This window comes from Fibrobacter sp. UWH9 (assembly GCF_900129715.1).
Taxonomy (GTDB): Bacteria; Fibrobacterota; Fibrobacteria; order Fibrobacterales; family Fibrobacteraceae; genus Fibrobacter.
In genome coordinates, this window is record NZ_FQWP01000001.1 from 394,125 (window position 1) to 407,430 (window position 13,306).

12 protein-coding genes are annotated in these 13,306 nt (G+C 50.6%); 6 read left to right on the forward strand and 6 right to left on the reverse strand.

Annotation, left to right across the window (positions count from 1 at the left end; all coding sequences use genetic code 11):
- Positions 1 to 2: 2 nt before the first annotated feature.
- Positions 3 to 1,175, reverse strand: a complete 1,173-nt coding sequence (locus BUB94_RS01735) for a sugar transferase (protein WP_073155884.1) — start codon at positions 1,173 to 1,175, stop codon at positions 3 to 5.
- 242 nt (positions 1,176 to 1,417) lie between these two features.
- Between BUB94_RS01735 and BUB94_RS01740 the strand changes: the two genes are divergently transcribed.
- The 6 genes from BUB94_RS01740 to BUB94_RS01765 all read left to right on the forward strand — a co-directional run bounded on the left by BUB94_RS01740 (position 1,418) and on the right by BUB94_RS01765 (position 8,337).
- Positions 1,418 to 2,707, forward strand: coding sequence for a homoserine dehydrogenase (locus tag BUB94_RS01740; RefSeq protein WP_073155887.1), 1,290 nt, complete (start codon positions 1,418 to 1,420; stop codon positions 2,705 to 2,707).
- Between the two features lie 100 nt (positions 2,708 to 2,807).
- Positions 2,808 to 4,232: a sugar transferase gene (locus BUB94_RS01745; protein ID WP_249269435.1), complete on the forward strand. Its 1,425-nt coding sequence runs from the start codon at positions 2,808 to 2,810 to the stop codon at positions 4,230 to 4,232.
- 141 nt (positions 4,233 to 4,373) lie between these two features.
- A complete protein-coding gene (nadC, locus tag BUB94_RS01750) occupies positions 4,374 to 5,237 on the forward strand; it encodes a carboxylating nicotinate-nucleotide diphosphorylase (RefSeq protein WP_073155893.1) in 864 nt (287 codons plus the stop codon).
- A 130-nt stretch (positions 5,238 to 5,367) separates the two neighbouring features.
- Positions 5,368 to 6,180, forward strand: coding sequence for a type III pantothenate kinase (locus BUB94_RS01755; RefSeq protein ID WP_073233670.1), 813 nt, complete (start codon positions 5,368 to 5,370; stop codon positions 6,178 to 6,180).
- 183 nt (positions 6,181 to 6,363) lie between these two features.
- Entirely contained in the window at positions 6,364 to 7,332 is a 969-nt protein-coding gene (locus BUB94_RS01760; protein WP_073233672.1) for a GGDEF domain-containing protein, read from the forward strand.
- 72 nt (positions 7,333 to 7,404) lie between these two features.
- Positions 7,405 to 8,337: a UDP-glucuronic acid decarboxylase family protein gene (locus BUB94_RS01765; protein WP_073155902.1), complete on the forward strand. Its 933-nt coding sequence runs from the start codon at positions 7,405 to 7,407 to the stop codon at positions 8,335 to 8,337.
- Between the two features lie 33 nt (positions 8,338 to 8,370).
- Here the strand turns inward: BUB94_RS01765 and nth are convergent, their stop codons facing one another.
- From nth to BUB94_RS01790, 5 genes are read right to left on the reverse strand one after another with little or no spacing between them, the layout of a single operon-like run.
- Positions 8,371 to 9,000 (reverse strand): endonuclease III, encoded by a 630-nt coding sequence (gene nth / locus BUB94_RS01770; protein WP_073233674.1) that lies wholly within the window; start codon positions 8,998 to 9,000, stop codon positions 8,371 to 8,373.
- Positions 8,997 to 9,782, reverse strand: coding sequence for a serine O-acetyltransferase (gene cysE, locus BUB94_RS01775; protein ID WP_073155908.1), 786 nt, complete (start codon positions 9,780 to 9,782; stop codon positions 8,997 to 8,999). The genes nth and cysE overlap by 4 nt, the downstream gene beginning before the upstream one ends.
- Positions 9,779 to 10,279, reverse strand: coding sequence for a hypothetical protein (locus BUB94_RS01780; RefSeq protein ID WP_073155911.1), 501 nt, complete (start codon positions 10,277 to 10,279; stop codon positions 9,779 to 9,781). Before BUB94_RS01780 ends, cysE begins: the two co-directional genes overlap by 4 nt.
- A gap of 27 nt (positions 10,280 to 10,306) precedes the next feature.
- Positions 10,307 to 10,831, reverse strand: a complete 525-nt coding sequence (hpt, locus tag BUB94_RS01785) for a hypoxanthine phosphoribosyltransferase (protein WP_073233676.1) — start codon at positions 10,829 to 10,831, stop codon at positions 10,307 to 10,309.
- Positions 10,832 to 13,246 (reverse strand): DUF3536 domain-containing protein, encoded by a 2,415-nt coding sequence (locus BUB94_RS01790; protein WP_073233678.1) that lies wholly within the window; start codon positions 13,244 to 13,246, stop codon positions 10,832 to 10,834. It lies immediately after the preceding gene.
- Positions 13,247 to 13,306: the final 60 nt, after the last annotated feature.

The following is a 13,306-nucleotide window of genomic DNA, read 5'->3' on the forward strand; positions in this document are numbered from 1 at the left end:
TTTTAATAGGCTCCGTCGCCCTTGAACACGACCTTGAATGTCTTGAGGATGAGCTTGATGTCGTCGCCCAGCTTGCCGTCGCGGCGGATGTAGTCGTTGTCCAGGCGCATCTGACCTTCGAAGCTAATGTTGCTTCGACCGCTGACCTGCCAGATGCAGGTAAGGCCCGGTGTGACGGACAGACGCATACGGTGCCACGGTTCGTACTCAGCCACTTCCGAGGGAATAGGCGGTCGCGGACCGACGATACTCATGTCGCCCTTGATGATGTTGAAGAACTGAGGCAGTTCGTCGAGGCTGAACTTGCGGAGAACTCTGCCGAAGGGGTAGATTCTCGGGTCGTTCTTCATCTTGAAGGTCTTGCCGCCGGTTTCGTTCAGCTTCATCAGTTCCTTCTTGCGTTCTTCGGCGTCGGCGTACATGCTGCGGAACTTGTACATGGTAAACAGTTTGCCGTTCTTGCCTACGCGGACCTGCTTAAAGATGACAGGACCCTTGGGATCGCTGATCTTGACTGCGGCGGCGCAGAACAGAAGCAAGGGGGAGCAGAGAACGATGGCTGCGCTGGTGCAGACCACATCCACGATGCGCTTGATAATGTGGCGGAAGCGGATGCGGTGGGGGTGCTGCCAGATATGGTCCAGGTTCAGGCGCTGCAACGAGAAGAAACTTCCGTTGGTGCTGTTGAACTCGTCAAGCTTGGCCTGCATTTCCAGGTTGTTCTTTTCCTGGGAACCCATATAGAGGTGGGCTTCGAAAATGGGTTTTCTGGGCTTGATTCGCAGGGACTGGATGAGGCCGGCGTCGTTCAGCTTATGGAGGATTTCCTTACGGATGGACTCCAGGGTTGACATGTCGGAGTTCAACAGGATGATACCAAGGCCGTTTCCGTCGGAGAGGTAGCCGAGGACATCAATGAACCTCAAATGGGAGAACATGGTGAGTATGCTGATTCGCCATGTGTTTTCTACGGTCTGGTTGGGGCTGCCCCAGCCAAAAAAATCGTACTGATGAGCGTAAATCTTGATGTAAAGGAATGGCTTGCAGGTTCGGTTTGCACGAAGGAATTCCTCGTTGAGACGGGCTCTGAACAATCGTGCTGGATACACGATGTTCTTCAATTTCTGCTCGTCGAGAATAGAACCGATTGCCGGATTTACAGATTGCTGATCCATGGACGCAAATATAAAAAAAGAAGAATTTACTTCGGTGTAGCCAAAAGGGGTAAGGGTTTGTAATTGGCTGTTTAAAGGAAAAAACTCCAAAAAACATTTTATTAATTTGTATGAACATAAAGGTTTGCTGCAGAATAGGGACGTTATACCGGTAAAATAGGACGTTCGAAGGGCCTGCTTTCGTGAAGAAATGCGGAACTTTTCTAATTTTGGGCTGTATAATTTTAAAATGGAGACGCTCTATGTTGCGTATTGGTCTTATTGGTACAGGTACCGTCGGTGGCGGTGTTATTCAGATTTTGGAACAGAAGATTGCCGAATACAAGGAAAAGCTCGGTGTCGAAATGGAACTGGCTTGCATTTGCGCCAAGTCCGACGAAGAAGTGGCTCCCTTCAAGGCTAAGGGCTACAAGACCTCTACCAATGCCGACGAAATGATCGCTTCCAACGACATTGACGTGTTGGTGGAACTGGCTGGTGGCTACAATATGCCCCGCAAGTGGATCCTGGCTGCCCTGGAAAGTGGCAAGCATGTGGTTACCGCTAACAAGGCTTTGCTGGCTAAGTACGGTCACGAAATTTTCCCGCTGGCTGCAAAGAAGGGTTTGCATGTTCTGTTTGAAGCTGCTGTCGGTGGTGGCATTCCTATTATCCGTAGCCTCCAGGAAGGCCTGCTGGGCTCTACCGTCGAAAACCTGAGCTGCATCATTAACGGTACTTGTAACTATATCCTGTCCCGTATGGCTGAAGAAGGCCTGGACTTCGATGTGGTTCTTAAGGATGCTCAGCGTCTCGGTTTTGCTGAAGCCGATCCTACCTTTGATATTGAAGGTATCGACTCCGCTCACAAGACCGCTCTCCTGGCTTCTCTCTGCAGCGGCCACCGCGTAGACTTTGAAAAGATTCACGTGACCGGTATTTCCAAGATTACCGCCCAGGATATCGCCATCGCCAAGGAACTTGGCTGCTGCGTGAAGCTTCTGGGTATCTACCGCCGTGAAGGCGATCGCGTGGACGCCCGTGTCCATCCGTGCCTGGTTCCCATGGAACATCAGCTGTCCAGCGTAAACCGCGTTCTGAACGCTGTCTACCTGCAGTGCGACAATCTGGGTGAAACCCTCCAGACCGGTGCTGGTGCTGGTCGTCTGCCCACCGCTTCCGCTGTTGTGGCTGACCTGGTCTCTCTGGCCCGCTCTACCGACTGCGGTTCCCGCAAGGCTCTCCCCATGGGCTGGTTCAATGTTGAAAATTCTGCCACCCTGGTTCCCATTTCCGAAACCAGCGCCCGCTACTACCTGCGCTTCACTTCCCGTGATGCTTGCGGCGTTCTGGCTAAGATCACCAAGATCCTGGCCGATAATAACATTTCCATCGAAACCATCATCCAGAAGAACGTCAAGGATCCGGGTAAGGTTTCTGTGGTTGTCATTACCGAATGCACCCAGGACAGCAAGGCCCAGAAGGCAGTGGATGCCATCGACGCTCTCGCTGAAATCGTGGAAAAGAGCCAGGTTATCCGCTTCTTGGCTTAAACGCTTTAGGATGGTTCCCGTCACGGGTTGATGGGAACCTTTCCTCTTGTTTACTTCTTCCGTTGGATTGTGTATGATTCGAGCGACCACATTGGAACGTATGCTTGTTGTCCTGTCGGACTTTGTTGCGTTGTCCATTTGCTTTGGCTTGGCCTTCTGGGTGCAGTTCCACAGTGGGTGGATTGCTGACAAGTTTGATCCTAGCCGAGCTTTTGCTGATTACTACCACATGGGCATTGTGCTTAATGTGGGGTGGCTCTTTCTGTTTGTTTGCGCGGGACTTTATCGTTCCTGGCTTCTGCAGTCTAGGACTCATCAGATTTTGCGGGTGCTGCGTGCGGTGGTCCTTGGAATTATCCTGGTGATTCTTTGCCTGTTCGGTGCGGAATTCCTGGGCAAGGTTATGTCTAACGAACCCTTGAACAGCGGTTATCTGTATGGATCTCGCTTCCCCTGGATTTTTATATACGGTGGTTTTGCACTTTGCCTGGTGGTCAGTTTTAGAATGATCATCTACCAGTGCCTTCGCGGTCTGTTGCGTCTCGGTTATGGTGCCAATAACATTCTGGTACTTGGTGCAACCGAGGCTGGTCGCAAGATTGCCGAAGAACTCGCCAAGACGCCTCAGCGTGGTCAGCGTGTTATTGGTTTTGTCGATGAACGTTATCAGGTCATGGACAAGGAATTTGCCGGTGTCCCCGTTCTTGGTAAGTATTCTGACTTGCCCGCGTTGATTAAGAGTAAGAAGGTTTCTGGCATCATTATTGCCCATGATAGTACCTCTCCGCAGGAAATTATGCGAGTGCTTGTGTGGGTTTGCGAATGCGCTGTACACATCTACCTCGTTCCGGAACTTTATCAGGTGATTCATGGTCAGTTCAAGGCAAATCTGGTATATGGCTTTGAACTCCAGGAACTGCTGCCTTTTACCATGCCGCCCTGGCAGGTCCGCGTCAAACGTATGGTGGACATTTGCTTCGGTACCTTCCTTGGAATTTGTTCGTTGCCCATTTGCCTGCTTGCGGCTATCGCTATCAAGCTGGACGATCGTGGCCCGGTTTTCTATTCCCAGGAACGAATCGGTTTGTATGGAAAGCCTTTCTTTGTGTACAAGTTCCGTACCATGCGTACCGATGCCGAAAAGTTTGGCGCTCAGTGGGCTACCAAGAACGATCCGCGAATTACCCGCATTGGACGATTCCTGCGTAAGACCCGTATCGATGAACTTCCCCAGATTCTGTGCGTGCTGAAAGGTGATATGAGTATGGTGGGCCCCCGCCCCGAACGAGCTGTGTTTATCGGTAAGCTCCGTGAACAGATTCCCTTCTACATCAGCCGTCTGAAGATGAAGCCGGGGTTGACTGGTTGGGCTCAGGTCTGCCATCATTACGATACCAGCACCGAAGACGTGAAGATTAAATTGCAGTACGATATGTATTACTACGAGAATATGAGCCTCTTGCTGGATTTCCAGATTCTTGTACGTACTGTTTATGTTGTTTTAACAGGAAAAGGCGCTCAGTAGGTTTGAGGGCGTTCGCTCCGCTCACTTTGAGGGGTGAGGTCGGGCTACGCCCTAGAGGTTGTAAGTATCCTCATACCTCAGAGCGAATGAAATGAGCGACCCCATACCTCATACCAAAACGTTTATATAAGGACCTTGATTATGTACGGTGATAATTCTACTCCGGTGTTTCCCACAGAAGATGCTTTGACTATGATCCGTCTGGCTTTGGCTGAAGACGTTCGCACTGGTGACGTGACCAGCATGTGGACCATTCCTGCCGACCAGAAGCAGCATGCTCGTTTGATCGCTAAGGAAGATGGCGTTGTGGCTGGTCTTCCCATTATCGAACTGGTGTTCCAGGAAATGAAGGCTAATGCTACCGTGACCCTCCACAAGAAGGATGGTGACGTGGTAAAGAAGGGCGATCTGATTGCCGAACTGGATGGTACCACTCACGAACTTTTGACCGGTGAACGTACCTTGCTGAACTTCATCCAGCAGCTTTCCGGTGTGGCCACTGTGGCTCACACTTTCCAGGAAGCATTGAAGGGCGGCAAGACCAAGGTCCTGGATACCCGTAAGACTATTCCCGGTTTCCGTACCTTGCAGAAGTATGCAGTTCGCGTTGGCGGCGGATCCAACCACCGTATGGGCCTCTTTGACATGGTGCTGGTGAAGGACAACCACATTGCTGCCGCCGGTGGCGTGTTGGAAGCTCTGGCAGTTGTCAAGAAGAATAACACCCAGAACCTCATGGTGGAAATGGAAGTGGAAAATTTCGACCAGCTGCGCGCCTTGCTCAATAAGGGTGTTGACGTGATTATGCTGGACAACATGAGCAACGAAACCATGGCTGAAGCCTTGAAGATCATCAAGGAAAGCGGCGACAAGTGCCTGGTGGAAGGTTCCGGCAACATGACCCTGGAACGCGCCAAGGAAATCGCTACCCTCGGTCTGGACTTCATCTCCGTGGGAGCCCTTACTCATAGCGTGAAGGCTCTCGACATTTCCATGAGAATTTAGGGGAGTGGTTAGTAAACAGTGGTTAGTAAACAGGGGTTGCGGGTAATGTTCTTCTCCAACGGCCCTAGCCACTAACCACCAACCACTAACCACTTGCAAAAAAAAGAAAACGGCTGCAGAAAAAGAGACTATGGCAGATTCTGTAACATTAGTTGTTGACGTAGGAAACACCCACACGGTTCTTGGCATTTTCAAGGGAACCAAGGTGGTGGATTACTGGCGTCTGACAACCCGTAAGGAAACCACTTCCGACGAGGTGATGAACCGTATCGGAGGTCTTCTCCGCTTTTCTAAGATTAATCCGGAAGAGATTACCCATGTGGGTCTTTCGACGGTGGTGCCCGCTCTTGAGCGCCCCTGGATCAAGGCTCTGGATTCTCTGCTGAAAAAGCACGTTCAGGTTGTCAATTCCAAGAACTGCCTCGGTTTGAAAATTGATTACCAGAATCCTTCCATGGCTGGTGCCGACCGCCTCTGCAATGTGATTGCGCTCCGTGAAGAAGGCCTGAAAAACGGTGTGGTGGTGGATATGGGAACTGCAACCACCTTTGATGTCATGAAGGATGGCGCTTTTGTCGGGGGCGTGATTATCCCCGGTATTAACGCTAGCCTGGATGCCCTTACCGAAAAGGCTGCCCGCTTGCTTCCGGTAACTATCGAATGGCCCGAAAACGTGGTGGCTGACAATACGGATGATGCTATTCGAGCTGGTCTTCTTTATGGCTTCCTGGCTCAGCTGGAAGTGCTGATCGGTAAGATCAAGAAGGAAGTGGGCTGCGAAGACCTGCCTGTCTATGCGACGGGCGGTTGGGGCAAGACCATTGCCCGCCGGACAACCCTTATTGACAAGTATGACCCTTTCCTAACTTTGCGAGGAATCCGTCTGGTGGCTGTCAAGGGAAATTCCGTTGCAGAAGTGGAACGGGATACCGAAGAAGAATAGCCAGAACATCTGTTTTTGAAAGCCTTATCCTGAGGAATAGGGCTTTTTTTATGGGAAAAAAGCAGAAATGTGCTTATCGTAAATTAAACTTATTATATTATTACATAAGTTAAGAAGGTGAAAATCGTGCTGGCAAAATTCCTTAAGACGTTATCGCAGAACAGAACGTTGATCTTTTTGGTCATGTGTCTGTTTGTCCATATATTCAACGCAATCTATTTTTATTCCATTGGCTTAACTCCGCTGGTGGTGCTGAATATTGGTAGTTCTTGTCTGTATGTCTTGTTCCTGACCTTGTTCAAGAAGAATAGTGACCTGCAGATTGTATTTGCCTATTTCGAAATAATCATATTCTCGTTCTTTAGTGAAGTTGTGGCCGGCGGTCACTTTAGCTATGTGAACTTTATTATCGGCATGGTGGCTGTGGTGTTCTTTCTGCTGCCCTTTAGGAACAAGAAGAAACATATTTACCAGTTCATTGGTGCGGTGTCGGCCATTGGCGTAAGCCAAATTACGGTGTTCGAATATTCCATGTTCCCGGAATACTTACCTATTGTTCTTGAACATAAAGTATTCATTTCCTGTCTGAATCTTATCATTACCTTGTTTACCCTTTTCTATGTTTCCAACCTTTATTTGGTAGAGCTGAACGAGGCCAGGGCCAAACTGGATTATTCAAGTAATCATGACGTGCTGACCGGTCTTTATAACCGCCGCTTTTTTGAAGGCATCATGAAACGCAGCAAGGAAGAAAACGAGAATGCCTTTTCTGTGGCCATGGTGGATGTGGACGACTTTAAGCATATTAACGATACTTACGGTCACGAGGCCGGCGACAAGGTTCTGGAACGGGTGAGCCACCTGCTGGCCGATGTGCTTCCCAAGAATGCCATTGCCGTCCGTTGGGGTGGCGAGGAATTCGTGCTTTACCTGCCCATGATGAGTGTGGACAGTGCCCGTGGAGTCCTGGAAAATTTCATTACGAGACTTCGCGAAAGTTCCGTTATTTACCGGAATCAGGAAATCAGGATTTCTGCGACAATCGGCGTGTGTACCGGTGACAGTATTTCGGAATATGAGAATTACATCCGCCAGGCAGACGAAAAACTCTACTGGGGAAAGAAACACGGCAAAAACCAGATTGTGAGTTAGAAGTGTTCTACTCGTAAGTTTTGAAAACTTCAAAAAAAGTTATATTATCGGTGATTAAATATTGGAGCGTGTATGCGTTGTTTAGTTACCGGTGGTGCTGGATTTTTGGGTAGCCATCTCTGTGAACGTCTTCTGAATGATGGTCACGAGGTTATTTGTCTTGATAATTATTTCACTGGCCGAATGGCTAATGTGGCCCACCTCCGCGACAACAGGTGCTTCGAGCTGATCCGTCACGATGTAACGGAACCGATTCTTCTTGAAGTGGATCGTATTTTTAACTTGGCATGCCCTGCCAGCCCTGTGCATTACCAGTATAATCCGGTAAAGACCATCAAGACCAGCGTCATGGGTGCGATTAATATGCTGGGACTTGCCAAGCGTGTGAAAGCCCGCATTCTTCAGGCCAGCACCAGCGAAGTTTATGGCGACCCTGCTGTGCATCCGCAAACAGAAGACTATTGGGGAAACGTGAACCCCATCGGTATCCGTAGCTGTTACGACGAAGGCAAGCGTGTTGCCGAAACTCTCTTTATGGATTATCACCGTCAGAACAATGTGGATATCCGCATCGTTCGAATTTTCAATACTTACGGCCCTCGCATGCTTCCTAATGATGGTCGCGTCGTTAGCAACTTTATTGTGCAGGCCTTGAAGGGCGATGATATTACCATTTATGGTGATGGGTCCCAGACCCGTAGCTTCTGCTATGTAGACGACCTTATTGAAGGCTTTGTCCGCATGATGAGCCAGGACAAGATTATCGGACCGGTAAATATCGGCAATCCCGGTGAATTTACCATGCTGGAACTTGCAAGGGAAGTTCTGGACTTGACCGGTTCCAAGAGCAAGATTGTCTTCCAGCCGCTGCCGGGTGACGATCCCAAGATGCGCAGACCTAACATTGACCTGGCCAAGAGTGCCCTGGGTTGGGAACCGACGATTCCCTTGCGTCAGGGGCTTGAAAAGACTATCGTCTATTTTGATGAACTGCTGAAAGAATAAAGCAAACTTTTAAAGGCGAGCGGAAACGCTCGCTTATTTTGTTTTGCAACCGATGGTGCTGCAAATGGGACATTGATCCACTTTGTGTCCCATGGCCTTGCAGTAGGTTCGTCCGAAGAGAATTATTTGCAGATGCTTTCGTTCCCAGGATTCGGGAGGAAAGATTTTCTTTAAGTCTGCTTCAGTACGTTCTACGGAACTTCCGTCGCTTAAGCCCCAGCGGGCGGCCAGTCGATGGATGTGGGTGTCTACAGGAAAGGCCGGTATCTTGAAGGCGTGAATCATCATGACGCTGGCGGTCTTGTGGCCGACGCCAGGGAGGGCTTCTAGTTCTTCAAAGGTCTGCGGGACTTTGCCGTTGTATTTTTCAACGAGAATCTGGGACAGCTTGAAAATGTTCCTGCTTTTATTCTGGTAGAGTCCGCAGGGTTTGATGTATTCCGCAATTTTATCCACGCCGAGGGCTACCATTTTTGCGGGAGTGTCGGCAACTTTGAAGAGCTCCGCGGTCACCAGGTTTACTCGGGCGTCGGTACATTGGGCACTCAAGACTACCGCGACTAACAAGGTGAAAGGATCGCGGTAGTTTAAGGGAATCGGCGGGTTTGGAAACAACTCGTCCAACTTCTGGTTGATGAATGTGATGCGATCTTTTTTGGTCATGCGTCGCGGGTGAAGTCCTGCTCCATGTTGAAGCTGGGCATTTCATCGTGGGGACGACCAACTTGAACGGCAGGCACTCCAGCGTACGTTGTGTGTGCAGGAACGTCGCTGACCACAACGGCACCCGCACCAATCTTGGCACCGTCGCCAATATGGATGTTTCCCAGAAGCTGTGCATGGGCGCCCAACATGACACCGTTACCAACCTTCGGATGACGGTCGCCGATTTCGTTACCAGTACCGCCTAAGGTGACTCCATGAAGGAAGGAAACGTTGTTGCCGACGACAGCGGTTTCGCCAATGACAATGTTTGTAGCGTGGTCAACAAGAATTCCGTATCCAATGTTTGCTGCAGGATGAATGTCCATGCCGAACTTGCGGCTGATGATGCTCTGCAACATTTTTGCGGGGAAGGTGCGTCCTTCGCTCCACAAAATGTGGGCAGCACGGAATGCCTGTAATCCTTGGAAACCCTTGAAGAACAGCAGCGGTTCCAGATAGCTGGTGCAGGCGGGGTCACGGAGCACGGTGGCGTGCAAGTCCTTGGCGGCGCTCATCAGAAGTTCGGGGTACTTGCTGTAAAGCCCGCTGAACATCTTTTCCAGTTCAACTCTGTCGATGACTTCGCCTGCCAGCTGACAGGAAAGGGTGACACCCAACATTTCGCAGAAACTGTTACGACATAGAATTTGTTCGTTCAGCATCAATACAGAGAGGGGCTCCTTCTGTACCAGAATTTCGGCTTCGTCACGAATTGATTTTTCTATGTCTGCAATATTCATTTTTTATCCTTAGAGGGCTCGTCGTCGTCGAGGGTGGGAATAACCTTGTTTTCCTGGCAAAGGTTTTCTTCGCGGATTTTAAAGGTAAAGTCAACCAGATTGTTTTCGAACATTTTCTGGTAAGGCTTCTTCTTCTGCACGCTCTGCAGGGCGCAGGTACAGTAATTTATGCGCTGGATGAGGATGTTGTCGTTACGGGGAGCGCCCTGGGCGAACACGCATTCGTGCATGATGGCGTATTCCATGGCGCGGTCGTAACGGTACTTGCACTTGTTTGGCAGATCAGGTTGGGCAGCAACTCTTTCGATTGTTCCCTTGGCAGGAACGTTGTGCATAATGCTGCTAGTGATGAATCCAGCGACAAATACCAGGAAGCATCCTACTAGGAGCAACAGGAACTTCTTGCCGCGGCTAATGTTGTTGTAGCTTCTGCCTACCGCCTCAAAGGCTTGGGTGGCGTGTAACTTGACGTCATCTAAATCTTTGTTTTTTGCCATATTACTCTCTCTTCACCTAATCCAAAACTAAACTTCTATCAGTGTCCAGACCTCGGGCAATGTTCTGTAGTCTTCGTTAAAGTCTAGTCCGTATCCCACGACGAATTCGTTGGCTATCTCGAATCCGACATAATCGGCGTGGAAATCAACAGTTCGACGTTCTTCCTTATTCATAAGAACGCAAGTACGTAACTCTGTAATTCCTGCTTCCTTTAACATGCCTACCAAGGTGAACATGGTGTTGCCAGTATCCAGGATGTCGTCCACAACCAGTACTCGCTTGCCCTTTAGTTCCTGCAAGTCCAGACCACTCACCTTCAGCTTGCCGCTGGATTCCATTCCGGAACCATAGCTAGAAGCCTTGATGAACTTAATCTGATGCTTGGGGTTGGCCATGGCGCGAACCAGGTCCGTGGTGAACATGAACGCTCCGGTGAGAGCCGAAAGGACAATGTCGAATTCAAAGGATCCGCCGATTTCTGTAGCCAGCTCCTTGACGCGGGTCTGGAGCTGCTGTGCAGAAATCATGGGCTTTGCGGACATCTTGTACATTTACACCTCAAAGTTCAGCCAGCTGAACATGGGCTTCAGGGCGGCTAGCTTGCCTTCGGGATTCTTGTTGTATTCCTGGAAGAAGGGGAATACCTTGTTCTCGAGGCTTGTCTTGTCGATGCCCAGACGGAGCCAGTCGGCCACGGTAATGAGGCCGGTGATGTGGCTGACGGACTTCTTATCCAGTTTGACGGAGACTGCATCAATCAGTTCCACCAACTTGGCGTGGAACATACGTCCGGTACCGCCGAAGGAGAAGTGGGTGTTCAATGCAGTAGCTTCTTCAACCAGGTCGTGGATTTCGTCAAAGACCTTCTTGTCGTCGGTTTCCATATAGGAAAGGGCGAGGTGGTGGATCTTGGAGTTGATTTCCAGAGACAGGATCTTGCGCATGGTGTCGGGCAGGGTATGGTCGGGGTCGGCCATGCTGTCGATGGAAAGACCATGGGACAAGGCGAAACTGCTGAAGGATTCCGTAAGACCGGAAAGGTACTTGCGGGTAGAAATCTGGTTGATACGCTTCAGGGAGTCGCTCATGAGGTTGCGCATGCGGACCACATAGGCGGTGGGGTACATTTCCTGGAGCTGTTCGGTTCCCATATTGGGATCTTCTACGAACTTAAGACCGTTCTGTTCGTTTTCGCCATCGGCAACCACCAGGTTGATTCGGCCCAACTGGTCGGTAATGGCAAGAACGGAGGATACTCGGGATTCGCCGACGAACTTGTCGTTGAATTCTGCACGGACCAGAGTCTGACGACGGCGGGAAGCAATCTTTGTCGCAGTGATGCGGGCATCCTTGTTGTCGTAACCGTCTTCCAGGTCCAGGTGGAAGATGGCGGCACGTTCTGCCATTTCCTTGACAACCACGGGAACCTGTTCTTCGGCATAGCGGGTAAAGACTTCGGCACCGTTCCACTTGTGTTCGTTACTGGTGGCGCGGGCGAGGATGCTAATGAACTCGTTACGGATATGGTGGCCGTAGGGCAGGAACGGTTCCAGCAGTTCCATGGCGCGGAGGGCGTAACGCATGTTCTGCACCGGTTCCAGACCTTCGATATCGTTGAAGAACCAACCGCAGCTGGTGAAGCTGAACAGGCAGAACTTCTGGATTTCGAGAAGGCGGATGGCGCGGGCGCACTGTGCTTCGTTGGAGGGGTTCTTTACTGTAGCTTTCAGGAAGGCTTCCACGCGGGATTTGTCTTCGGGAGCGACCAAGGTCTGTACGTAGTTGTTACGTGCGTCCCAGGGGTTTACGTCGGAAATCTTTTCGAATTCGCGGACAAAAACGTCGTCTGCCAGTTTCTTCAGATGGTTGAAGGCGTCGCGGAGAGGACCGCGCCACTTCTGGTTCCAATCGGGGCCACCGCCAGTGCAGCAACCGCAATCGCGGTACCAGCGGCCAACGCCGTGGGCGCAACTCCAGGCGCAACCTTCGCTATGGAAATTCTTCAGAAGGACTTCGTGCTGGGGTGGGAACTTTTCCAGGAACCAACCGTAGTTCACGGGAACCATGTTGTTCTCGGGTGCAAAGTGGTTATAGAGCCAGGCAGCGCACATGTCGCCGAACGGTTCGTGGTGTCCGTAGGATTCGCCATCGGTACCGATGCTTACCAACTGTGCGTCTTCGCGATTTTCATCCCAGGCGCTCTTGATCTTGTTGCCGAAGGTGCCTGCGTCACGGAGCAGGTGTTCGAAACCCACTGCAGAAGAAAGCCAGGGGTTGTAGAAAAATACATCCAGGTAGCCGTCGCACACCAGGTTGCCTTCCTTGTCGCGGGGGTAGATGCGGTAGGGGCGGGTGGTGTCGATATCGGTGTTGGAGCAACCTTGCCATTCTTCGCTGCCCAACTTGCGGAAGCTATCTGCCTGGGTGGGGGAGAGAATGGTGAACTTGATGCCGGCCTTGATGAGGGCCACAACCGTTTCGAAGTTGATGGCTGTTTCTGCCAGCCACATGGCTTCGGGCATACGTCCGAAATGGAACTTAAAGTCTTCGATACCCCATTCAATCTGGGTCTTCTTGTCTTGTTCGGAAGCAAGAGGCATGATGATGTGGTTGTACACCTGGGCGATGGCGTTACCGTGGCCCAAACGTTCAATGCTTCTCTTGTCAGCTTCCTGAATGCGCTTGTAGGTATCGGGAGTGTTGGTGCGGATCCAGCCCATCAGGGTGGGACCCATGTTGAAGCTCATGAAATCGTAGTTGTTGACGATATCTACGATGCGGCCGTTGGGGGAAAGAATACGGCTTGCGGAGTTGGGGCTATAGCACTGACTTGCAATGCGGTCATTCCAGTCGTGGAACGGACGGGCGCTGGGCTGGTTTTCGATGACTCCGGTCCAGGGGTTTTCACGGGGCGGCTGATAAAAGTGGCCGTGGATTGTAAAATACAGAGGATGTTTTTCAGACATAATTACACACCAAAAACGTTTTGGCGAAAGATAGAAATTTGCCATATGCAGCGTGGCTGC